Origin of the sequence: Romboutsia faecis, from assembly GCF_014323405.1 — a bacterium.
Classification (GTDB): Bacteria; Bacillota; Clostridia; order Peptostreptococcales; family Peptostreptococcaceae; genus Romboutsia_E; species Romboutsia_E faecis.
The window spans coordinates 434,242-459,636 of sequence record NZ_JACRWE010000004.1 but is presented as its reverse complement, the minus strand read 5'-3'; the positions used below and the strand labels follow the sequence as shown (position 1 = coordinate 459,636).

The 25,395-nt window shown below is 27.8% G+C and carries 20 protein-coding genes; 3 read left to right on the top strand and 17 right to left on the bottom strand.

All coding sequences use genetic code 11. The annotated features are described in order from the left end of the window. Nucleotides 1-87 precede the first annotated feature (87 nt). From H8923_RS11225 to H8923_RS11215, 3 genes are all read right to left on the bottom strand, one after another. A complete protein-coding gene (locus tag H8923_RS11225; RefSeq protein WP_153925022.1) occupies nt 88-963 on the bottom strand; it encodes a hypothetical protein in 876 nt (291 codons plus the stop codon). Nucleotides 964-1,110: 147 nt separating this feature from the next. Then, nucleotides 1,111-1,317 (bottom strand): hypothetical protein, encoded by a 207-nt coding sequence (locus H8923_RS11220; RefSeq protein WP_153925019.1) that lies wholly within the window; start codon nt 1,315-1,317, stop codon nt 1,111-1,113. A 105-nt stretch (nt 1,318-1,422) separates the two neighbouring features. Further along, the gene (locus H8923_RS11215; protein WP_153925016.1) at nt 1,423-1,878 is read right to left on the bottom strand and encodes a DUF134 domain-containing protein; all 456 of its coding nucleotides are present in this window, start codon (nt 1,876-1,878) and stop codon (nt 1,423-1,425) included. 331 nt (nt 1,879-2,209) lie between these two features. On the opposite strand from H8923_RS11215, the gene H8923_RS11210 reads away from it, so the two are divergent. After that, nucleotides 2,210-2,632, top strand: a complete 423-nt coding sequence (locus H8923_RS11210) for a GtrA family protein (RefSeq protein ID WP_172976685.1) — start codon at nt 2,210-2,212, stop codon at nt 2,630-2,632. A gap of 128 nt (nt 2,633-2,760) precedes the next feature. Here the strand turns inward: H8923_RS11210 and larAH10 are convergent, their stop codons facing one another. The 5 genes from larAH10 to H8923_RS11185 form a co-directional block, all read right to left on the bottom strand. Then, nucleotides 2,761-4,047, bottom strand: a complete 1,287-nt coding sequence (gene larAH10, locus H8923_RS11205) for an NPN-dependent 2-hydroxyacid racemase, LarAH10 family (RefSeq protein ID WP_153925010.1) — start codon at nt 4,045-4,047, stop codon at nt 2,761-2,763. Nucleotides 4,048-4,335: 288 nt separating this feature from the next. Further along, entirely contained in the window at nt 4,336-5,409 is a 1,074-nt protein-coding gene (locus tag H8923_RS11200) for a YkvI family membrane protein (protein WP_153925007.1), read from the bottom strand. Nucleotides 5,410-5,569: 160 nt separating this feature from the next. Then, nucleotides 5,570-6,877, bottom strand: coding sequence for an MATE family efflux transporter (locus H8923_RS11195; protein WP_153925003.1), 1,308 nt, complete (start codon nt 6,875-6,877; stop codon nt 5,570-5,572). Between the two features lie 66 nt (nt 6,878-6,943). After that, nucleotides 6,944-7,789: a MerR family transcriptional regulator gene (locus H8923_RS11190; protein WP_153924999.1), complete on the bottom strand. Its 846-nt coding sequence runs from the start codon at nt 7,787-7,789 to the stop codon at nt 6,944-6,946. 124 nt (nt 7,790-7,913) lie between these two features. Then, nucleotides 7,914-9,185: a dicarboxylate/amino acid:cation symporter gene (locus H8923_RS11185; protein ID WP_153924996.1), complete on the bottom strand. Its 1,272-nt coding sequence runs from the start codon at nt 9,183-9,185 to the stop codon at nt 7,914-7,916. Nucleotides 9,186-9,494: 309 nt separating this feature from the next. Here H8923_RS11185 and H8923_RS11180 point away from each other — a divergent pair, with 309 nt between their 5' ends. After that, nucleotides 9,495-9,920, top strand: coding sequence for a single-stranded DNA-binding protein (locus tag H8923_RS11180; protein ID WP_153924993.1), 426 nt, complete (start codon nt 9,495-9,497; stop codon nt 9,918-9,920). 47 nt (nt 9,921-9,967) lie between these two features. On the opposite strand, the gene H8923_RS11175 is transcribed toward H8923_RS11180, so the two are convergent. From H8923_RS11175 to H8923_RS11140, 8 genes are all read right to left on the bottom strand, one after another. Further along, nucleotides 9,968-11,884, bottom strand: coding sequence for a glycoside hydrolase family 13 protein (locus H8923_RS11175; protein WP_153924990.1), 1,917 nt, complete (start codon nt 11,882-11,884; stop codon nt 9,968-9,970). Continuing rightward, a complete protein-coding gene (locus H8923_RS11170; protein ID WP_153924987.1) occupies nt 11,862-14,309 on the bottom strand; it encodes a glycogen/starch/alpha-glucan phosphorylase in 2,448 nt (815 codons plus the stop codon). Before H8923_RS11170 ends, H8923_RS11175 begins: the two co-directional genes overlap by 23 nt. Before the next feature lie 12 nt (nt 14,310-14,321). After that, nucleotides 14,322-15,764, bottom strand: coding sequence for a glycogen synthase GlgA (gene glgA, locus H8923_RS11165; protein WP_153924984.1), 1,443 nt, complete (start codon nt 15,762-15,764; stop codon nt 14,322-14,324). Between the two features lie 12 nt (nt 15,765-15,776). After that, complete coding sequence (gene glgD / locus H8923_RS11160; RefSeq protein ID WP_153924981.1) at nt 15,777-16,907, bottom strand: glucose-1-phosphate adenylyltransferase subunit GlgD; 1,131 nt, start codon at nt 16,905-16,907, stop codon at nt 15,777-15,779. A 2-nt stretch (nt 16,908-16,909) separates the two neighbouring features. Further along, nucleotides 16,910-18,064, bottom strand: a complete 1,155-nt coding sequence (locus H8923_RS11155) for a glucose-1-phosphate adenylyltransferase (protein WP_153924977.1) — start codon at nt 18,062-18,064, stop codon at nt 16,910-16,912. Nucleotides 18,065-18,254: 190 nt separating this feature from the next. Continuing rightward, complete coding sequence (gene glgB, locus H8923_RS11150) at nt 18,255-20,144, bottom strand: 1,4-alpha-glucan branching protein GlgB (RefSeq protein WP_187127926.1); 1,890 nt, start codon at nt 20,142-20,144, stop codon at nt 18,255-18,257. Between the two features lie 343 nt (nt 20,145-20,487). Next, entirely contained in the window at nt 20,488-21,483 is a 996-nt protein-coding gene (locus tag H8923_RS11145) for an SPFH domain-containing protein (RefSeq protein ID WP_153924974.1), read from the bottom strand. Between the two features lie 29 nt (nt 21,484-21,512). Further along, the gene (locus H8923_RS11140) at nt 21,513-21,929 is read right to left on the bottom strand and encodes an NfeD family protein (RefSeq protein ID WP_317982873.1); all 417 of its coding nucleotides are present in this window, start codon (nt 21,927-21,929) and stop codon (nt 21,513-21,515) included. Between the two features lie 125 nt (nt 21,930-22,054). On the opposite strand from H8923_RS11140, the gene H8923_RS11135 reads away from it, so the two are divergent. Then, on the top strand, nt 22,055-23,539 hold the full coding sequence (locus H8923_RS11135; RefSeq protein ID WP_153924968.1) for a hypothetical protein: 1,485 nt from the start codon (nt 22,055-22,057) through the stop codon (nt 23,537-23,539). A gap of 176 nt (nt 23,540-23,715) precedes the next feature. Here H8923_RS11135 and H8923_RS11130 read toward each other — a convergent pair whose 3' ends face one another. Beyond that, nucleotides 23,716-25,377, bottom strand: a complete 1,662-nt coding sequence (locus H8923_RS11130; protein WP_153925200.1) for an alpha-glucosidase — start codon at nt 25,375-25,377, stop codon at nt 23,716-23,718. Between the last annotated feature and the right edge of the window lie 18 nt (nt 25,378-25,395).

Genomic DNA, 25,395 nt, shown 5'->3' with positions numbered 1-25,395 from the left:
TTAAATCCTTTCTGATTAAGCTAATTTAGAATAATAAATTTGATAAGATTATTATTTTTCAAAATCAATGGTAATATACTAATTTATTTAAATATTTTTAATATATGAATTTAAAAACTCTATCATCATAGGCTTTATTTTCCCAGCATAGTCAACAATTTGAGTTATCTGATTATTATTTTCTGTTTGACTATTAAAATTGCTTATTTTGAAAGTCAATATATTATTTGTTCTTTCAATAATATAACCTGCGTCCTTCGTCATAGATATCTCTAAATCTCCTATATCTATATTTACATCATCTATCTTCTCTTTATTTGCACAAACTATTTTTGTATTTTGAGAGCTTCCATTTACTGCAAATGGTACATAAAAACTATTACTTTCATTATTTTTCGATTTTACAAATAATCTTGGAGTATGATTGCTTTTTTCCATTGCTAAAGGTATTAAGTCACTATCCATTACTTCATCTAAATTATTCCTTATGTCATTTAGAAAATCATCCAATCTAAAATCATCATATTCTATTTTTAGTATATTTAAATTCTCTAAATTCTCTTGCGGAATAAAATCTACTACATTTTTAAATACGTCATAAAAATCTACTATTTTATAACCTTTTTCTATGTAGTTATTTTTCATTTCATATTCTTCATCAAATTCTTTTACTAATTTACTTAATTCTTCTTTAGTATTAGCATCCTTTATGTTTTCCACAAAAGGTATAATTTTATTAGGTTTCATTAAAAACATTTCTAATGGCTTCATTGTGTCATTTGCAATCTTTATATCTTCATCTTCAAAAGCTGCTTCTATACCATCTTCTAAAAATGCTACTTCAACCTCCATTTCATATTCATCTTCATTAATTATATTTGTACCAACTGGATACATAGCAACTAATTTACTTTTGTCATATACATATCCAAAAGAATAACTAATTTCAAATTGTCTCTTCATATCTTCCTCCTATGTAAAATAATATATTTATTATTTTCCTTTTTAAATTTATAATTTACCATAATTAATTTAATATAAGATCTATACATATAAAAATTTTAAAGAATTAAAAAAGCACCTAAATTTAGGTACTTTTATTATTAACTATTACTTATCTTTCGTTACATTTTCATCTTTTGCTATATTTATCTTTCTCATTATTTTTATATGTTTTCTAATAAAATAAACTTCAAAAGTCATAGCTGCACAAGATATTAATCTTGTTGTCATATCAGTCGTATTTATTGCTACATTATAAAAATACATAAATAGCATTAAATCTATTCCTATTATTACTGTGTCTAATATTTTCACCTTGTCATCTCCTCTATTCCTAAAATCTTGAATAAAAGATTCAAGTTATATGATTGTGGCATTAAAGTAATAATATCAGACTAAAATTACTAAGTCAATTATTATCTACTTCTTATATGACCATTTTTTGATAAATCCAGCATCTTCACTTGACATCACTTTTCTTGAATTACACTTCGGACAAACAATGTCTTGATATTCATAATTTACATAGTAAATATATCCACATATGGCACATCTAAATTTACAGGCTTTTACGTCATGTAAATCTTCTTCCTCAACTTCTTCTTCTAAAATTAGCTTTATTGACTTTCCTTCGATTAATGCCCTTGAAATTTTTTTTCGAGCTTCCTCTATTAAAATTTGAAAGTTTTTCCTTGATATCCCCATTTTTTTTGAGCATTCTCTTTTAGTATATCCCTTTACATCTTTTAAATTTATAGCTTCCATTTCTTCCTTAGTTAACTTTATTTCTTCTAATTCATCATTTCTCATTAGATATTCAAAATATATCTTCTCTGGCAAATAGCTTCTATAATCATATTTTCTAGGTTGTTTCATAACTAAACCTCCAAAAATCATAGTTCCCTTAGCATTTAAGTAAGTTATAATTTAAATCAATTATAGAATATGAATTATGTATTTTTAACTATGTCTCATATATATATATTCATTTTTACCATTATATTTGCTGATTTTAAAAATATAATGGTAATCATATCAAGTGAAACAATATTACTAACATTTCAATTATAAATATTAGATATATTCAAAGATATGTATCTAATATTTATAATTTGATTTTAAATTTTAGGCATAATAACCTGTATATACAACTTTTTTTTATTATTATATAATTACTTATATTACAATTTAAAAGGAGATTATGAAAATGAATAAGCATTTTTCTTTTAACTTAAAAAATACCAAATCTAAGTTTGTTGAGTATATAAGATTTAATATAATAGGTATAAGTAATTTCTGGATATCTCAAATATTTTATCTTATATTATTTCTTGGATTAAAAATGAATTATTTAATAGCATATACAATAGTAAGTGTCATTAGCATAACAGCTTCATATTTTTTAAATTCAAAATATACATTTAAAAATAATAACCTTTCTTTCAAGAAATTTTTACTTACATTCTTGGTTTATATATTTGAATATGTATTAAATATGGGAGTTATTTTACTAATGGTTAATGTATTAAATATAAGTAAAGTATTTGCACCAATGCTAGCACCAGTTGTATCTACCATACCAGTATTTTTCTTAATGAAATTTGTTATAAACAATCCAAAGTTAAAATAGTTATTTTTAATTAAAATAAAAGATTCACTTCGATTAGTTGACATTCTCTAAACTATCTAAATTTATAAGATATAAGTAAAAAAGCTATTTTAAGGTAAATAATATCTACTTTAAAATAGCTTTTTTACTTATATCGAAATCGGTAATGTATTACCTCCATAAGGCATTAATATTACCTTTGGATTTTCTTCTTTACAAATTTCATATGCCATATTCATAGCATCATCTAAATTATGACACGGTATCATGTTGAAATCTTTTATTATATTGTCATCTATATCTGATAGAAGTATAACTTTTCTATACCTAGCTGTATAAGCTGTTTTATATGCTGCATATCCAGGTACTGTAAAATTCTCTTTTAATGCTTTTTCCATATCCTCTAATGTTTTATATTTAAACCAGTCAGCAAATTCATCTGCACCTAGTCCATCTCTACACTCACTTAAAAGAATTAATACACTATTTTCTTTTCCCCCATACAAAGCATTATCCATTGTTTTTATAGTTTGATATAAATTAATATCTTTTGGATACCCACCAGCTGATGCTACTATTATATCAGCTTGATTTTTCACTCGTACCCCATAAAGATTTCTTATGAACATACAGCCCTCATACCATGCATCATAATAGTGCCCTGCAACAAACTTTATAAAATCTCCATCTGTATCTAATATTGCATTAAATAGAAAGTCTGGATTTACTATTTTACAAACTTCATTCATATCTTCTCTCAACGGATTTCCTTCTACTCTATTCGGTCCTGCATTTAGATTTAATCCACTAGATTTTCCTGGATTAAAACTTAATCTATGATTTGCCTGTATTGTTTCTATTCCTACAACTCCTGGTAGTATTGATTTAGCTCCACCGCCAAATCCTGCAAATATATGGAATACTACTCCCCCTGTTAATATAACTCTATCAGCTTCATATACTCTTTTATTTAAATAAATAGGAGTTTTTTTACTTGATTCCCCTAGATAAACTAATTCTTCTTTATCTTCACATTCATGGTCATATACTTTAATTCTATTGATTACTTCTTCTCCTACTATTGCTATCATTTCTTCTTTTGTGCTTTTTCTATGTCCACCTAATGCAATTACTACAAATATATCTTCATCTTTTATGCCTAATTCTGAAAGATAATTAACTATATGAATAACAAACTTATTACTTTTCATCCAAACTCTAGTTATATCACTTACTATGATTGCTACCTTCTCTCCTTGTTTAACAATATCCTTTAGTGGCATAGTTCCTATTGGATTGTCTAGCACTCTATATACTTCATCCTCTATATATTTTATCTTTTCTACTTGCTGTGGCTTTAATGTTTGAATTACATGCTCATCCTTAATGAATGTATTTAATTTATCATTTCCATATTTAAAACTACATTCCCCCATATATACTCTCCTTCTAGTTTTTATAGTTTTTATTTATTATATCATTCTATAATAAATACATCATTAATTTTTCTAAATTTTTGTTATTTTCTGATTTTTTAATAATATAGGTAATGTACTATATTCATAAGGTATTAGCATTATTTTTAAATTTTCTTTTAAACTATCAAAGCTTTTCCTAAATTATCTTCTAAATCAAATAAGTAATCTATTATTACTGTACCTAAATTCATATTAACCAAATTTGTCTATCCAAAATTTTATGTACACTCTTATAAATATATTTTTCTAATATTTTCCTAAGTTAATACTTTTTATAAATATACCAATTATTATTATCACGCCTAATGCTCCAGATATAGGATATATAAAATTAACCAATGCTGAAAATGGTATTTTACCCCCAATTAAAGCTACTATAGAACACATAATAGCAATTAAATTAAATTTCCATGTGCCTTCTTTAGCAAATCCATTACATACGCTCCATAAAAGTGGAACTGATGTTGTATAAATTCCGGCTATTAAAATAAATGAAAATAAAATTCCTACTATAGGTCCTATTTTATCTGCCATATATAGCGTTGGTATTTCATTCATACAAATATTTCCTATATCAGATAATATCCCTAGATTTAGAATTAAACATGCTGCCATAAATGCTACACCACCTATAATACCTCCCCAAATACAATTTTTTTTATTACTTGATGTTTCTCCTACTCCTACTAAAAAAGTCGTAACAATAATTACATTGAGGCCACTATAAATAATGCCTGTTAAATGCCAGTTATCTACAGCTTTAGTTACATTGAGAGTTGCAATAATATTCTCTGCATTTAAAAGATTGTCATAATTTCTTGATATAGTGATAATTCCTATACCCAGAGATACAGCTATAATAATAGGTCCTATATTACCTAATATATCTACTACTTTGTTCATTCCTAATAAAACTGATATAAGTGATAAGGTAATCATTATTATACTTCCTATCCCCTTACTTAATCCATAATACTGATTAATAGATGCACCTGCTCCAGATACCATAACTACAAAACTGCAAAGGAAAAATACCGGCATAAATAGTTTGAATATACCACCTATAGATTCTCCCCATAAGTAATTGAAAATATCATTAGATGATCTTAAATTAGCACTCTTACCTATCTCTAATAGTTTAGCTCCACAATAAGATAGTATAATCATGCATACTAAAACTGAAAAAACACTTTTTCCTATTCCATGAGCTGAAAAAAATTGCATGATCTCCTGTCCAGTCGCAAATCCAGATCCAATACAAACCGATATGTACGTACCTGCAAACTTCATAATCTCTTTAGTATTATTTTTCTTTGACATACTCCCCCTCCTAATAATATTAAATAACTTTGTCCATAATAATTTATATGCAAAGAAAGCATATTATAGTAATTAAATATAAGTACTCCATTGGGATATATACTATATTTTTATTACTTTAATACGCTTTAATTGAAATTATTAGTCATGAGAATATCTTTTATGCATAATAAGATATAGATTTTGTATATTTTTTTATATTTATAAATTTATATGCTATTAACGCTGTTATTAGCTCCGATACTGCCATACTAACCCATATACCATTTATACTGAATAACTTTGCTAAAAGTATTAATATTATTGGTAAAACCAAAATCGACCTTAATGCACCTATTAAGTTTGAGTACTTAGGTATTTCTATTGCTTGGTAATACATCGTTGTTGTTAAGTTTATACCTATAATAAAATATGCTAAATTTGTTAGATTCAATGCTATATATGACATATTCATTATTGTTATATCAGAGGTAAATATCGATATTATTTCCCTTCCAAAAACTAAACATGTTAAGAAGTATACTGTAGCTATACATAGGCTTGTAGTATTTGCCAATTTATAATAAGTAAGTATTTTATCTTCTTCCTTTGCTCCAAAACTATAACTTATAAGTGGTTGAGCTCCTAATGTTACACCTAATAGAACTAAATATATATTCGTTGTAATATAATTAATTATTGCATACACCGATACACCAATCTCTCCAACAACTCTTACTAATACTAAATTATGAACTAGTATTATTATTGAAAAAGCTACTTCAGCTACAAATGATGGGAATCCTACTTTTATTATTTCCTTTATAATTTCTATTTCTATTTTCGCTTTACCAAAAGATAATTTGCCTTTTTTACCCCAAAAGTGAGGTATCTGTACTAACACTGTAACCATTTGCCCTAAACCTGTTGCTATAGCTGCACTCTTTATTCCTAGACCTAGTTTAAAAATAAATAAATAATTTAAATAAACATTACATATAGTACCTATTATTGTTGAAATCATTGCAAGATTAGGTCTATTGTCATTTCTTAAAAAACTTGCTAAAGAAAGACCTAATAAGTTAGGAATACAGAACATAGAATAATATCTTAGATATTCAGCTGATAAATCAATTAAGGAGTCTGTAGCTCCCATAAGAATTACTATCTTTTCTGCAAACAAAGAGCATATTATACTTAGACATAAACTTGCTAATAATAAAAATTTTATTACCTGTCTAAAAATCTTTATAGCATAATCATCATTATTTGCTCCAAAATTTTTTGAAACTAATGCTCCTCCACCAACAGAAACCATTGTTGATAATCCAAAGAATAATATAGTAAGCGGCATTACAATATTAACTGATGCTAAAGCTAAATCTCCTACTCCTTTACCTAAAAAAACTCCATCTAAAACTGTATTTAAAGATGCTATACACATCGCTAGTGCTGATGGTATAGCATACTGTAAAAAGCTCTTAACCATACTTTATAATCTCCTTTCTCATTCTCATATTTTAAATTATAAAGTATCTAGTTGATGGAGAGTCAATTACTTATCATTATTTTTTATAAGTATTTCTATATATCCAAATGTTTTTTCTTTTCCATTAGAATCCACTCTAGGCATTGTCCAAACTTCATTAAAATCGCCTTCTACTTCAATATTATTTTCTTCAATATAATCCATAATTTTATAATAGTATTTATTTATATTTTCCCAATTATCATCAAAGAATATCGTTATATAGTTACCTCCTGGAGTTATTATTTCTACTCCATTTAGATTATTACTTTCTTTATTCTTAATACCTCTATCTGTAAAATCGCATACGCAGCTATATTTTATTTCTCCCCTATTTTTTACATTGTTATACGGTGCTATAACTCCTAATAAAGGATAAACATCATTGTATCTCTCCTCTAAATATAAAATTACTTTTCTTAAGTAAAGCTCTAATTCCTCTACCTTATCATATTCTAAGTCAAATCTTATATTTTTTCTTTCTTTATTTCTCCTAATTATTACTTTATTTATCTCATATTCAAGTATTTCTTCAACACTATTTTTTATATCATCTAAATATGTTTTTACATCTGTTAGTTCTTTTATTTTCCTTTTTAATAATTCACTTTGCTTATTCATATTATTTATCATTATCTCTATTGAGCTATCCGAATTTATAAGCTCTTTTATTTCTTCTAAGGACATACCTATTAGCTTACAATATTTTATTATATCTATACTTATAAACTGTTCTCTCGAATAATATCTATAATTAGTACTTGGATTTATATATGCAGGCTTTAGCACTCCTTTTTCATCATAATATCTAAGAGTTTTAATTGGTAAATTAAATAACTTTGATACTTCTCCTATAGTAAAATATGTACTCATATGACTTCTCCCTATTTTTTAGTTTATATTTTATTGTATATTTTACAACATAAATAGGATATCTCCAAATGAGATATCCTATTTATTTTATCCGATCCATATTTTTTAATAAATTTTAATTATCTTATACTAAGCTTTTTATTGATTCTTCTTTATTATATACTTCTAAATCTATTTCTTTTTCACTATTTGCTATAATCAACGTACAAATATTATCCCCCATCACATTTACCGTAGTTCTAAACATATCTATAATTCTCTCTACGCCCATTATAAGTCCAATACCTTCTAATGGTAATCCTACTGATTGTAATACCATAGATAGCATTATCATACCAACACCAGGCACTCCAGCTGTGCCAATAGAAGCCAATGTTGCTGTAAGAACTATTGTAATCATATCATTCATACCTAAATCAACTTGATATATTTGAGCTATAAATAGTGCTGCTATACCTTGCATTATGGCAGTTCCATCCATATTAATAGTTGCTCCCATTGGTATTGTAAATGATCTAACACTTTTACTTACACCTAACTCTTCCATTATCTCTAAACTAGCTGGTACAGAAGCATTACTTGAAGCTGTTGAAAAAGTAATTGCCGCTACTCTACTAAATTTATTTATAAATGGCTTTATTTTTTGTCTAGTTATTATCTTAAATATTCCGCCATAAACTACAGTAACATGTATTAATAAACCTAATAATACTATTGATATATATTTTACTAACGCAAATATTGCATCTGTTCCAACTGTTGCAAAAGTATTACAAACTAAGGCAAATACACCATATGGAGCAAATAACATTATTAAGTTAACCATCTTCATACAAATTTCATTTGCGCTTTCAAATATAACTCTTACTGGTTCCGCTTTCTTACCTACTATACTCATCGCTATTCCTAAAAGCATTGCAAAAAATATAACTTGTAACATCTCCCCATTTGCTAATGAAGCAATTGGATTTGTAGGTATTATATTTAAAATAATATCTACTAGAGATTTAGATTCTCCTATAGCAACTTCTCCAGAAACTATACCACTCATATCCAATCCAACACCTGGTTTTAATGCACTACCTAGAACTAAAGATATTATTATTGCAATAGCTGTTGTACCTAGATAGAAAAGCATAGTTTTTCCACCAATTCTTCCTAATCTTTTAACATCTCCCATTGATGATGTTCCACATACTAAAGATACAAATACTAATGGTACTACCATCATTTTTATAGCTGATGTAAATCCATTGCCTATAATCTTTAAAACCCCATCAAGTAATATGGTATTTTTTATAAGGCCTTCTGGTACTTGTTTTAATATTAATCCAAATACAAATCCTAATAATAAACCTATCAATATTTTGCTAGTTAATGTTATCTTTTTATTCATATTTATTTCCCCTCATTCGAACATTTTTATTTCTTACAAATTTATTATACTCTATATTCTTATGAATTACATTAAAAATTTAATTTAGAGTTTTGTTATAGCTGTTTTTATTTAATTTTATTAAGTTATATTCTTTTTTAACTTTATTTAATTATGTATAATATTTTTTTGCACTTCTTTTTAATGCGAACTTAAGAAAAGTTTTTAATAAAAAAACTTCGTATTATTTTTGTAAATAATTGGTATATAAAAAATCTTATTTGTCTAAAATTCTAATATAAATAATATTAAATTTATTGAGGTGGTTAAATGAATAATATTGTATTAATCGGAAGATTAGTAAATGATCCAGAACTAAAATATGTAGGAGAATCTAATAGTCCTGTTGCTAACTTTAGAATAGCAGTAAGTAGAAATTATAAAACAAAAAACGGTGTAGTAGAATCTGATTTCATAAATATTGAAATTTGGGGTAAAAAAGCAGAAATTTGCGGACAATACTTACAAAAAGGCAGATTGATTGCTGTTGATGGTTGCCTAAGAATAGATAAATATCAAACTCCAGAAGGAGATAATAAAAGTATAACTAAGGTTAGAGCTAACGAAATAAAATTCTTAGATAATACAAGTAAAAACTCAAATAATAAAAATTATTATGATGCATCTCAATTATTCGAAGAATCTTCTACCTCAAATAATACATTAGAAATATATGATGATGAAATTCCATTCTAAATAATATAGAAAAATAATAAAAAAGCCACTATATAGCGGCTTTTTTATTATTTTTCTATATTATTTTTTAAAGTAAATATTCTAAAGGATTTTTCTTTGATTTGGATATTAAATAACCCCTTATTAAATAACCCATCTTCCTTTTCTATTAATTCTCCATACTTTTTCGGTATATATTTTATAGGTAGTTCTTCTAAAGTATCTGCGTCTAAATCCATAGTTATATTTTGTTCATTTTCCGATCTATTTATCAATATTAATAAATCTTCTTCTTCTAAATTTTTATCATATCTAATATAACCAAACACATCGTTATTATTTGTATATAAGAACTTAGTATCACCATAAGTTAAATTTAAGTGTTTCTTTCTTGTACTTATAGCATTTTTATAAAATTCAACCATATCCTCATCTTCATTTTTCCACGGATATGTTCTTCTATTGTCAGGATCAGTATTACCTTCTAATCCGGCTTCATCACCATAATAAATATAAGGAATCCCTTCAAAAGTCATTTGTGTGATAACAGCTAACTTAACCATATCTTTATCGCAATCTAATTCAGTTTTAATTCTCTTTACATCATGTGTTCCAAGTAAGTTTAAATTAGCTTTAAATGATTCATTCGGATAATTCTCTTTTACTTCCATATAACTATTTGTTAATTCAAAAGAAGTACACTCTCCTTTTAAAAATGATACTATATTTTTTCTAAAAGGATATCCTAGTACTGAGTCTAATTGACCTCCAGTAAGATAATTTCTTCTTTTATTGTAGCTTATTTTGTTAGACGCATCTTCCCAAACTTCTCCAGCCAATATAGCCTCTTTATCTACAGACTTTAGCTCTTTTCTTAATTCTTTGATAAATTTCGTAGGAAGCTCATCTGCTACATCAAGTCTCCATCCTTTTACACCCATACTTGTCCACTTCTTAATTACACTATCTTCATCATACATGATATAATCCATGTAAGATGGGTCTAGTTCATTTACATTTGGTAGCGCTTTTATACCCCACCAACTCTCATATTCATTAGGAAATTCTTTGAAATTGTACCAAGAGGCATATTCAGAATCTTTAGATTGATATGCACCTAGGCTATCATAATTCCCATATTTATTAAAATATTTGCTATCTGCTCCTGTATGATTAAATACACCATCTAGTATTATAGATATACCTCTCGCATTAGCTTTTTCTATAAGTTCGGCAAATATTTCTTCATCACCAAACATAGGATCGATATTCTTATAGTCACCTGTATCATACTTATGGTTGCTAGATGCTTCAAATATAGGGCTTAAGTATATTATACTTACACCTAATTTCTTTAAATAACCTAATTTATTTATTATTCCCTTTAGGTTTCCTCCATAGAAATCCCATCTAATTATATCTCCATTTTTGTCCTTTATGTACATTGGATCATCATCCCAATTTGCATACATAAAAGTATTTTTCTTAGGATTACTAAGTTTATCATTTCTATTACCATTATTGAATCTATCCACAAATATGTGATATAATATCCCCTCTTTATACCAAGTTGGAACATTTACATCATCATATACTGTTATTTGATATTTATTTACTCCTTCATATGAATATTCAAAAGCTTGTCCATCTTCTTTACTCTTTCCATAAAACAATTTTTGTACATTTCCATCTATATTAGCATCAACTTCAAAATAGTAAAAGTATAAACCTGTTTTTTCAAAAGGCTTTATTTTACAATGAAAAGTTTTCTCATTGTCTATATTTTGCATTTCTTTTAGTTCTATCTTATCATATAAAAAAGTACTTAAATCTTCATTTTCCCCCAAAATTACCATTGATATATTGTATACATCATAGTTTTTATTTGAAACTACATTTATAATTCCTTCTTCCTTAAGATTCAAGGCTCCAAATGGAGCCTTGAACTTTTCATCCCAAGAATTATAGTTTATTAAATTCCTCATTTATCTCACACCCTCTAAACCAAATATCCCTGCCATATTCTTTTATCGTTCTATCGCTTGAGAATACACCAGAATTTGCTATATTTATTAAAGACATTCTATTCCAATCATATTTTTTCTTATAAAGCTCACTTAATTCTCTTTGAGCTCTTTCATAGTCCTTTGCATCTCTAAGTACAAAGTACTCATCATTATATGTTATTAAAGAGTCGTAAACCTCTCTTCCTTCTTTACCTAAATTAGGTATAAATCCATTAATTAAATCATCTACAACTTGCTTTAACCCCAAATCAGTATGATATAAGTCAATTGAAGAATATCCTCCATTTTTATTGTAGTTTAATACTTCTTCTGCTGTTAAACCAAATAAAAACATATTTTCTTTTCCAATCAACTCATGAATTTCTACATTTGCTCCATCTAACGTAGCCATTGTTATAGCACCATTCATCATAAATTTCATATTACTAGTTCCTGATGCTTCCTTTGTAGTTGTTGAAATTTGTTCACTTACGTTTGCAGCTGGAATTATTAATTCTGCCAATGAAACTCCATAATTTTCTATAAATACTACTTTTAACTTTCCTCTTACTCTAGGATCATTATTAATTAAATCAGCTACAGAATTTATTACCTTTATTATGCATTTGGCTAGATAATATCCAGGAGCTGCTTTAGCTCCAAATATAAAGGTTCTAGGTTCTATATCCATATCTGGATTATCCAATATTTTATGATATAACGTCATAATATTAATTAAATTTAATAACTGTCGCTTATATGCATGTAATCTTTTTACCTGTACATCAAATATAGAATTTGGATCTACATCTATATCATATTTATCCATTATATAATTAGATAGCAAAACCTTATTATTATATTTTATTTCATCTAACCTATCTAGCACATGATTATCATTTTTATAATTCTCTAATTCTTTTAATTTAAAAGTATCTGTCTTCCATTCCTCACCAATTAAATTTGTAATTAACCCACTAAGTTCTGGGTTAGCACTCATTAGCCATCTTCTATGAGCTATTCCATTGGTTTTATTATTAAACTTATAAGGTGTATCATCATAAAAATCTTTTAATACTTCTTTTTCTAATAATGTCGTATGAAGTTTAGCAACACCATTAACGCTATAACTTGATGCTATACATAAGTTAGCCATATTTATATTTCCATTATTAATAATACTCATTCTACGGATTTTATTTTGATCAGAATACTTACTATTTAAATAACTTAAATATCTCTTATTTATTTCCTCTACTATCATATAAATTCTTGGCAGTAATTTTTTCATCATTTCTACTGGCCATTTTTCCATAGCCTCTGCCATTATAGTATGATTTGTATAAGATATAGTATTTATAGTTATATTCCATGCTTCATCCCATGAAAGTCCTTCTATGTCTAATAATATTCTCATAAGTTCTGGTACACAAAGTGCTGGATGGGTATCATTTATATGAATAGCAACCTTTTTATGAAGTTCATGTATATTAAGCTTATGCTTTTTATACTTTCTATAAATATCTTGTATCCCTGCACTTACAAAGAAATACTCTTGTTTTAGTCTAAGTAGTCTTCCTGCATAGTTAGAGTCATTTGGATATAATACTTGAGATATCTCTTCTGTATAGTATTTATAATTTAAAGCTTCTTCGTAACTTCCTGAGTAATTTTTTGCATTTGCTGTTGTTTGGCCAAAATCGCGTCTAGGTATTTCACTTTTCCATAACCTTAGTGTATTCACACTATTATTTCTATAACCAATTATAGGTATATCATAAGGCATAGCCATTACTGGAATATAATTTTTATGAATAACTTTCAAATTACCATCATGCTCTTCTAAATATACATCCCCTTCAAACTTTACTAGAATCGCCTTATTTGGTCTAACTACTTCCCATAAATAGTTTCCTTGAGTCAGCCAGTTATCAGGAACTTCAACCTGGCAACCATTTACAAACTTTTGTTTAAATAATCCATATTTGTATCTTATTCCATATCCATGCCCACTCATACCTACAGATGCCATAGAGTCTAAGAAACAAGCGGCTAATCTTCCTAGACCGCCGTTTCCTAGAGCTGGATCAACTTCTGATTGGATTAAATCATCTAGATTTATGCCTAATTCTTTTAATCCTTCTCTAATGCTATTTTCCACTCCTAGGTTCAACAGGTTGGATTTTAATTGTCTTCCTAATAAAAATTCTATTGAAAAATAATATACTTCTTTTTCTGTATCAATCTTTGTGTCCACCCATTTTTTAGCAATAAGATCTTTTAATACACTTGCTAGAACATTTAAATGCTGTTCATTACTAGCTTCATTTATAGGTTGTGCATATAAACTATACATCTTACTTTCAAAGTACTGTTTGAATTTCCTTTTGCTAATTGTGATCATCAAATCTCTCCTTTAATTGAGAATCCCCTGATATGCCTCTATATATTTCTGAGCTGATTTTTTCCAGCTGTTATCAGTATGCATAGCATTTTCAACTAGCCTATACCACATATCTTTATCCTTATACACTTTTAATGCTTTTTGAATGCAATACAACATTTCATGAGCATTATAATTTGCAAAACTAAATCCATTACCCTCACCAGTGTATTGATTATATGGTTCTACAGTATCCTTAAGACCTCCAGTTTCCCTTACTATAGGCAATGTTCCATATCTCATAGCTAACATTTGACCTATTCCACAAGGTTCAAATAAAGAAGGCATTAGGAACATATCACTACCAGAGTATATTTGTTGAGCAAAGCCGCTATCAAAAGTTATTCTAGCAGAAACTTTTTTACAGTAACGAGAACTATAGTAATTGAACATAGATTGATATTGCTGTTCTCCTGTACCTAGTATTACTAACTGTAAATCTTCCCTTATTAACTCTGGCATAATATAAGATATTAAATCAAATCCTTTTTGTGATACTAGCCTAGATACTATACCTACTATAGGAATATCTGGGTTTACTTCTAATCCTAGTATTTTTTGTAATTCTAATTTATTCTTAATTTTGTTTTCTAAATTATTGGCATCATATTTGAAGAAAATATTTGGATCAGTAGATGGGTCATTTATGTCATAATCAATTCCATTTAGGATTCCTTCTAATTTATATGAATTCGCCCTTAATAATCCATCTAATTTTTCTCCATAGAATGAAGTCTGTATTTCGTCTACATAAGTCTTACTTACAGTTGTTACCTTATCTGAAAATACTATACCTGATTTCATAAAACTTACTCCACCGTAGTATTCAACATCTCCATTATTGTAATATTCATCAGATAAATTTAATAAGTCTCCCAACACTTCTTTTCCAAATACACCTTGGTATTGTAAATTATGTATTGTATATAAAGTTTTTATATTTTTATATTTATCTAAATTCTTATATCTATTTTTCAATATTAAAGGTATCATACCTGTATGCCAATCGTTTATATGAACTACATCAGGGTAAAAATCTATTTTTTCCATAGTTTGTAATACAGCTTCACTGAAAAATGCAAATCTTTCTGCATCATCTCCATAGCCGTAAAGGTAAGCATATTCTCCTTCCCTTTTAAAGTAATACTCATTGTCTATAAAGTAAAATTTAATCCCCTCAAATTCCATTTCTAAAAGGCCACAATATTGATTTCTCCAACCCACTTGAACATTGAATACAGCTACTTCTTTTAATTGATCCTTTAAATATGTTGGTATAGTTGAATATTTAGGTAATATTACCCTTACATCTACCCCTTCTTTTTTTAAGGCTTTAGGCAATGCATATGATACATCGCCTAATCCTCCAGTTTTTACAAAAGGCCAACACTCTGATGTCACATAAAAAACCTTCATTAAATTTCCCCCTTATATACTTAGATTTTTTTCTATAACCATAGGGTAATTTTCGTCTCCTCTTAATTCTTTCCCCTCTGATATTGATATATTTTTATCTAATATAACATTACTTAATACTACATCAGATTCAATAGTACAGTTTTGCATTACTACAGAATTTTTTATTACAGTATTTTTTCCTATATGAACCTTTCTAAATATAATACTATTTTCTACTACTCCATCTATTACGCAGCCTGTTGCTATAAATGAGTTCTTTACATTAGCATTTTCTTTGTATATTGTTGGTGCCTGATTTTTTTCTTTTGTTAATACTCTTTTATTTGAATAAAGAAGTTCTTGCGATACTTCTGGTTCTAATAATTCTTTACTCATTTCATAGTAGCTTTGAATTGAATTTATACACTTTAGATAACCTTTAAATTCATATGCTCCTACTTGAATATTATTAATTTCATGAGTTATAAAATCTTGGAAATAAGAATATGTACCTAAGTTAACTATTTCATATATACAAGATACAAAATCTTTACGTCTCATTATATACATTTCCATAAATATGTTAGCTCTTGGGAATGTACCTAAGTTACTACCTATATTTATTACTCTATCATTTCCATCTAAATTTAACGTTAAGCATCCTTTAAAATCTTTATTTGCGTTATCTATATTCTTATAAATTACAGTTATATCATTATTAGATTTTTTATGATATTCTAGTGCTTCTAAATAATCTATATTACAAATCATATAACTTGGAGCTATTAAGATGTACTCTTCTTCACTTTTATCTATGTAATCTATATTAGCTAATATCGTATAAATATCACCATTTCTACCTTCATATTGATTATGGTACTTTGTATTCTCTGGACTAAGTATGCAAAGTCCTCCCGTTTTTCTACTTAAGTCCCAATCCTTTCCGCTTCCTAAATGATCTGTCAGAGATCTATATTTTTCTTTTGCATAAATCCCTACATTAGTCATTCTTGAGTTAACCATATTAGAAATAGTAAAATCTATTACTCTATATCTACCTGCTATTGGTATAGATGCTATTGGCCTAGCATAGCTAAGCTTACTAACACTTGGAGCCCCTTTTTTATCTAAATTTATTAATCCCATGCATTCATTTCTCATAATTAATTTCCCCCTTGTAATACTTGTTGAGGTTTTACAATTTCATATTCCGATACTACATTAATTTCATCCTCATTATTTCTTATAATTGCATTATCTTCTATAATTGCACCTTCTCCAATCATTGCTTTTTCAATTATTACATTTTTACCTATTTTTACATTAGGCATTATTACAGAATCTTTAACTGTACTATTTTCATCTACATAGACTCCATGAGATAAAACTGAATTTTCTACATCTCCTAATATAGAGCATCCATCCGCTATTAATGCTTCACTTATATCTGCATCCTTTCCTATATATTGAGGCGGACTAGCCATAGTATTAGTATATATTCTCCATCTTGAATCATTTAAATCTATTGCATCTGGATATTTTATAAGGTCCATATTTGCATCCCATAAGCTTTGTATCGTTCCAACGTCTCTCCAGTATCCTTTAAATGAATATGCATACATTTCAGCTTGGTCTTCCAACATCATAGGTATTATATTCTTTCCAAAATCATCAAAACACTTATTACTATTTTCTGACTTTATAAAGTAATCTCTTAAGGTACTCCAGTTAAATATATAAACTCCCATAGATGCTAAATTACTTTTAGGATTTTCTGGTTTTTCTTCAAATTCATATATTTGACCATCTTCTTTAGCATTCATTATCCCAAATCTAGATGCTTCATCCCAAGGCACTTCAATTACTGCAATAGTTGCCTTTGCCTTTTTTTCCTTGTGGAAATTTAACATTTTACTATAATCCATTTTATATATGTGATCTCCTGATAAAACAAGAACATATTCTGGGTTATATGTATCTATAAAATTCATATTTTGATATATTGCATTTGCAGTTCCTTTATACCAATTACCTTCTTTTTCATCCATATATGGTTGTAATACGTAAACTCCACCATTAATTCTATCTAAATCCCAATGGCTCCCCATTCCTATATGAGAATTTAATATTAATGGTCTATATTGTGTTAAAACTCCTACAGTATCTATTCCAGAATTTGAACAGTTACTTAATACGAAGTCTATAATTCTATATTTTCCCCCAAAAGATACAGCTGGCTTTGCTATACTCTTTGTAAACACACCTAATCTAGAACCTTGACCACCTGCTAAAATCATTGCTATCATTTCTTTATTCATTAAATTTGATTCCCCCCTAGATAACTTTATATATATTTTAAAATTTTATTTAATATGCTTATTATATTATGGTTTTAAATTATAAAATTCTTGACTTTTATTATCTTATTAAATTTTTGATTTACTTTTTGTCTATATTTAAATTTGGATCTTCTATCGCTACTACTTTTATACTTTTATTCTCTTTGATTTACTCATTATCTTTAAGTTCTCTTTTTAACTTTATAAATGTTACTCCTAAAGGAGGTACTTTTATTGTTATATTATGTTCTTTATTATGCCATTTTTCATTCATTGAGAACAGTTCTGATCCATTCATAGTTTGATTAGATCCCCAATATTTCTCATCATCTGAGTTAAATACTTCCTCATAAATACCACTACATGGTACCCCTATTTTGTAGTCATAATGAACTACTGGCGTAAAGTTTATTACTGCAATAGTAAAATCCTTATCCTTTTTACCTTTTCTCATTATAGTTATTACACTTTGTTCATTATTATGAGGGTCTATAAAATCAAAACCTTCATAAGTATTATCCATTTCATATAATGCTTTATCATCTTTATACATATGATTTAAATCTCTAACATAGTCCTGCATTTTTATATGTGGATCGATTTGTAATAACTCCCACTCAAGACCATATGCATACCTCCACTCAAGACCCTGACCAAACTCAGATCCCATAAATAAAAGTTTTTTACCTGGGTGAATCATATAGTATGCATATAATAATCTAAGGCTTGCAAATTTTTGCCATGTATCTCCTGGCATTTTATCAAGTAAAGACTTCTTACCATGAACAACTTCATCATGAGATAATGGAAGAATAAAATTTTCTGAAAATGCATACATAAATGAAAATGTAATTAATTCATGATGATATTTTCTATATACCGGATCCATCTCCATGTATTTTAATGTATCATTCATCCATCCCATATTCCACTTATAAGTAAATCCTAAAGCCCCCTTATAAGTAGGTCCCGTAACCATAGGCCATGCAGTAGATTCTTCAGCTACTATAATGGGATTTTTTATATATTTATATACGGTTTCATTTAATTTTTTTAAAAAGTCAATTGCTTCTAAGTTTTCCCTTCCGCCATACTTATTTGGCTTCCAGTCTCCTCCATCATAATCTAGATACAACATACTAGATACTGCATCCACTCTTATTCCATCTATATGAAATTCCTTAAACCAATAAAGTACATTTGATAATAAGAAACTATTAACTTCTGGTTTTCCTAAATCAAAATGAGCTGTTCCCCATCCATGATTATCTGCTTTTGTAGGGTCTGAATATTCAAATTGAGGAGATCCATCAAATTTATATAATCCATGTTCATCTCTACAAAAATGACTATAAGCAAAATCTAAAATTACACCTAAATTATTTTCATGACATTTCTCAACAAACTTTCTGAATTCATTTGGTTTACCATGTCTACTTGTAGGACTATAATATCCAACTGTTTGATATCCCCAAGACATATCTAATGGATATTCAGTTACTGGCATTATTTCGATATGTGTATATCCCATATCTTTGGCATAATATACCATTTCATATAATTCCTCATATGAAAAGAAATCACCATCCCACTTTCTTTTCCATGATCCTAAATTCACTTCATATATGTTCATAGGCTCATTATCACATATTTTTTTAGATTTACATTCCTGCCACTTATTATCTGACCACTCATAACCATCTAAATTGTATACTACAGATGCTGTATTTGGTCTTAACTCTGAAAATGTAGCATATGGATCTGATTTTAATCTACTAACACCATCGCAACCAATTACATTATATTTATATTTCTCACCCTCTGATAAATTTTCTATAAATATTCCCCATACTCCGCTATTGTATAAATTAGTCATTGGATGAGAGTCTACACTCCAGTTATTAAATTCTCCACTTAAGTATACGCGCTTTGCATTTGGTGCCCACACCATAAAGGATACGCCTTTTTTACCTTTATGACTTGCAATATGACTTCCCATAAATTCGTAACTATTAATTGATTGCCCACTTTTAAATTTCTTTATATTGTCTTCTGTTATTATTGATTCATATTTAATAGAAATCTCCCCCTCTTAAACGTTCTTCTTTACAAAAACTAATTATTTTGTAAGTGTTGAATATCTTTTTATAATCCCATATTTATTTTTTATCTATTAATATTTTTAAGTTAAATGCACTACTCTAAATACTTAATAAAGTATTTTTTGATTTAGTGGGGCATCTGCATTATGATTTAATTCTCCTAAGATTCAAAAATCCCTCTTAATTTTTTTAATTTCTTGTTATTATTTTATAAATTATCTAATTTCTTATATAAAGAAAAAAGAAGGAATTTACATATTCCTTCTTTTTTCTTTATATTTATTCATTTAATTTCAAATTCTACTGTTTTTTATTCTCATCTGATAAAACTTCTTTTATCCCTTTAAATGTACCTAAAAGATTAACTGCTTCTGAAGGTAAGACTATCTTAGTAGCATCTCCTTTTGCTAATTTTTCTAAGGCTTCCATCGATTTTAGCGCTAGCATATTATCATCAATGTCAGATTCTTTCATGGCTTTAAATACATCATATAATCCTTGAGCTGTTGCTTTTTGAACTCTAACAATCACTTCCGCTTCTCCTTCTGCTCTTGCTACAGCAATTTTCTTTATAGATTCTGCTTCTCCTTCTGCTCTTAGAATTGCTGATTCTTTTTCACCCTCTGCTTCCCTAATCATCGCTTCCTTTTTAGCCTCTGCTCTTAATATAGCTGATTGCTTTTCACCTTCAGCTTGTAATATTGATGACGCCTTATTACCTTCTGCTTGTAATATTGACTCTCTTCTTTCTCTTTCAGCTCTCATTTGCTTTTCCATAGCTACTTGTATATCTTCTGGAGGCATTATATTTTTTAATTCAACTCTGTTTACCTTTATCCCCCACTTATCAGTAGCTTCATCAAGTATAGATCTCATCTTTGTATTAATTAAGTCTCTTGATGTTAATGTTTCATCTAAATCTAATTCACCTATTATATTCCTTAATGTTGTAGCTGTTAAATTCTCAATTGCAGCTATTGGATTTGCTATTTCAAACACATATCTTACTGGGTCTGTAATTTGATAATAAACAACCGTATCTATTTGCATTGTTACGTTATCTTTTGTTATAACTGGTTGTGGTGGGAAATCTATAACAATTTCTCTCAAATCAATTACATAAGCCATATGATCTAAAAATGGTACTAAGAAATGTACACCTGTATCTGCTACCTTTAGGAATTTTCCAAGTCTCATAACTATACCTACTTTAGATTGTTTAATTACTCTTACATAACTTAAACTTATTAAAACTACTACTAATACTAATACTACTACTAATATTACTTTAAACATCTTTCTCCCCCTATTTTTATTGAAATTTATTAATTAGTTGTACTTTTCACAACTAGTTTTACGCCTTCTATTCTTATAACTTCTACAGTAGTACCTTTTTCAATTATTTCATTATCAATTGCTATTGCACTCCATTCTTCTCCATTTACAATAACTATCCCAGTTTTGTATGGAAGTATATCCTCTCTTACAACTCCTCTTTTAGATAAAATTCCCTGCAAATTAGTTTCATATTTATAATTTTTATCTTTTTTAACTATTTTTTTCGTAACTATAACTAAAAGAGATATTGATATTATTGCAAATATAATTACTTGAAATATTATACTTGATATAAAACTACTCAATACTAATACTACTAACGCCCCTATACTAAACCAAATTAAAGTTAAGCTTGTTGTAAGTAACTCTCCTATTCCAAACAGAATTGCTACTACTAACCACACTAATTTCAATCTCATCCCTCTTTTCATTTATATTCATTAACATAGACCATGCTTTAACCATATTATATACTATGTAATTCAATAAAAGTATATATTTTTATATTAAATTAAGGAGGTAGGTCAATATGAAGCAAGACTTTAAGAATATTACAATTACACTAATACTCTCTATAGTCATAATTAGTCAATATAATCTTGCAAATGTATACGCATTATTTGAAAATCCCCCTTCGCAAGAACAAACAATAGAATCCCCTAATACATCTACCGATTCTAATGATGTAATCCATGATGACACATCTACTACTCTTGATGAGGATAATTACTCCGAAGAAGATAATATACCTTCTAACTCTGTAGAGAGTGTCCAAACTGAAGATAACTCTACTATAGATAATCCTACACCCATAGAAATACGTGATGTTAATTTAGTAAGCGCCATAAATAACGCTTTAGGTATAGATGGATCAACTGAGGTTATAAATAGCTCTAATATCTTAAGCCTTGAAGAATTAGATGCTTCTAATCTTGGCATTACTGATCTAAGTGGACTAGAATCAGCTAAAAACTTATCCTTATTAAATCTTTCTGATAATAACATCAAAGATGTTACCCCTTTATCTAGTTTAGATAACTTAAACGGCCTATTTTTAAATAACAATAATATAATCGACTTATCACCAGTTGCTAACATAGCACAAAAAATAATAACTACTTATGGTACTGATGATACTAAGTACGGTTTCCAAGCTTATAATCAAACTTACACTCTAGAAACAATAAAGTCTGATAAAGGCTCTGATATAACACTAATTCTAGGAGGTGATATTTCTCAACCAATTAACATGTATAAAGAAACGGCTAATATTGAATCTATTAATCCATCTGGCAATATAGATGGTACAAAGATTTCATTAACTAATATTCAGGAATCTTCAGAATATCAAATTAAATTCTTTGAAATTGAAGGGTGGAGTTTCACCTACTACTTAGGCATAGAAATAAATAATTCAGACTCTCAAAAACCTAATGATACCGATAAGCCAATACCTCCTGACAATAACAATGAACCTGATGAACCTGCTACTCCTGATAATAATGATGAACCTAATAATAACAACACCACTATTGTAGACATTGATAATAACAGTAACAATACAATAGTTGATAATGATATTACTGTTATTACAAAAATTAAAAATGTTATTAATAAGAATACTTTTATATCAAAATTATCTAAAATTAAAATAAATGCTAAAGATCAAAGCCTATACGTTGGTGACTTATTTGAACCTATGAAAAATGTTACAGCTATCGATTCTGATGGCTCTGATATTACTAAAAATATAATTGTATCTGATAATACTGTTGTTACAAATAAAAATAATATTGCAACTCAATCTGGTCAATATAAAGTTACTTATGAAGTTACAGGAAAATCAAGAGAAACGGTTCATAAAACTATAAATATTTCAGTTTATAATTATGGTGAAGAAAAAGTTGAAAATGTTAAAACTGGAGATAATTCCATTATTATCTTTTGTGCTTTAGGTATTATTGCAATCTTAGCACTTATTGTAGTTAATATCATTTTAAGAAAGAGAAAATAGTATCTATTTATAGCCAGGATTAATCCTTGGCTTTTTTATTGCCATTTTCTAATACATATGATAATAAGTCAACAGTATTCTTATTATTAATTACATGGTCTATTGTATATTCATTATTCTTATATATTAGAATGGACCCATAACTTAATATAGGTCCATTTTATAAGTAGAGGTTATTATATTTTATACATTCTAGCTTCCCATGGTTTTAATATCATACTATTTATATCTTTATGCTCTTTAACTTCATAATTTGATATTACTAAATTACTAAATCTTAAATTTAACTTATTATAAGAATATGTATTATCATAATTGCTCAAATTAGTTATTATTAAGAATTTTTTATCATCAAGTATTCTTTCATATGCAAATATATTTTTATCTTCTTTTAGAATAAGATTATATAATCCATAAATTAAACATTCATTTTCTTTTCTTACTTTAATAATATTTTTATAAAAATTTAATACTGAATTGCTATCTTTTAACTGCTTCTCAACGTTAATATCTTCGTAATTTTCATTTACTTTAATCCATGGATTTCCTACTGTAAATCCTCCATTTTTAGAAGAATCCCATTGCATAGGAGTTCTTGTATTATCTCTAGAAGATGCATTTAATTCACGTAAAGCTTCCTCTATAGTTCTTCCACTTTTTATTTTATCTTCATATACACTTTTAGCTCTAACATCATTATATTCTTCAATATTATTAAATTTAGTGTTAGTCATACCTAATTCTTGCCCTTGGTATATAAAAGGTGTCCCTTCCATCATAAAGTACATAAGTGCTAAGGAGGTTGCGCTTTCATATATATACTCTTTATCATTTCCTAATGTAGATACAGCCCTTGGTGTATCATGATTTTCTATATATAAAGCATTCCATCCTTTATTATGAAGCTTATTTTGCCATTTACTTATGACCCTTTTATACTCTACCCAATCTACATTTTTACCTGGATTATCATTCCATAAGTCCATATTTTCAAACTGGAATATCATATTAAACTTTCCATCGTCTTCACCAACCCAAACTTTAGCTTCATCAGCATCAACTCCAGCAGCTTCCCCTACCGTCATTATGTCATATTTATCAAAAGTATTTATTTTTAACTCCTTTAGAAAATTTTGTATCCCAGGTCTATTGCTATGTTTATCAAAAGATGGTACATATTCTAAATTATCAGGGTTTGGCATATCCAAAAGACCTTGGTCCTTTTTTATATGACTTATAGCATCTATCCTAAATCCATCAATACCTTTATCTAACCACCAATTTATCATTTCATATAGTGCTTCTCTTACTTCTTTATTTTCCCAATTTAAATCTGGTTGCTTTTTTGAGAATAAATGTAGATAGTATTCGCCAGTTTCTGCTTCATATTGCCAAGCAGATCCTTTAAATATACTTTCCCAGTTATTTGGCTCTTTATTATTTTTTCCCTTTCTCCAAATATACCAATCTCTTTTATCGTTATCTATAGAAGACTTTGATTCAATAAACCATGGATGTTCATCACTAGTATGGTTTATTACTAAGTCCGCTATCAATTTTATATTTCTTTTATGTGCTTCTTTTAATAGTTCATCAAAGTCCTCCATAGTACCAAATTCATCCATTATAGCTTTATAATCGCTTATATCATAGCCATTATCATCATTTGGTGATTTGTAAAATGGAGATACCCATATTACGTCTACTCCTAGATAAACCAAATAATCTAACTTTTCTATAATACCTCGAATATCTCCTATTCCATCACCGTTAAAGTCCATAAAACTTCTCGGATAAATCTGATAAGCTACAGCTTCTTTCCACCATGCTTTTCTCATTATGTTTATTTCCTCCAT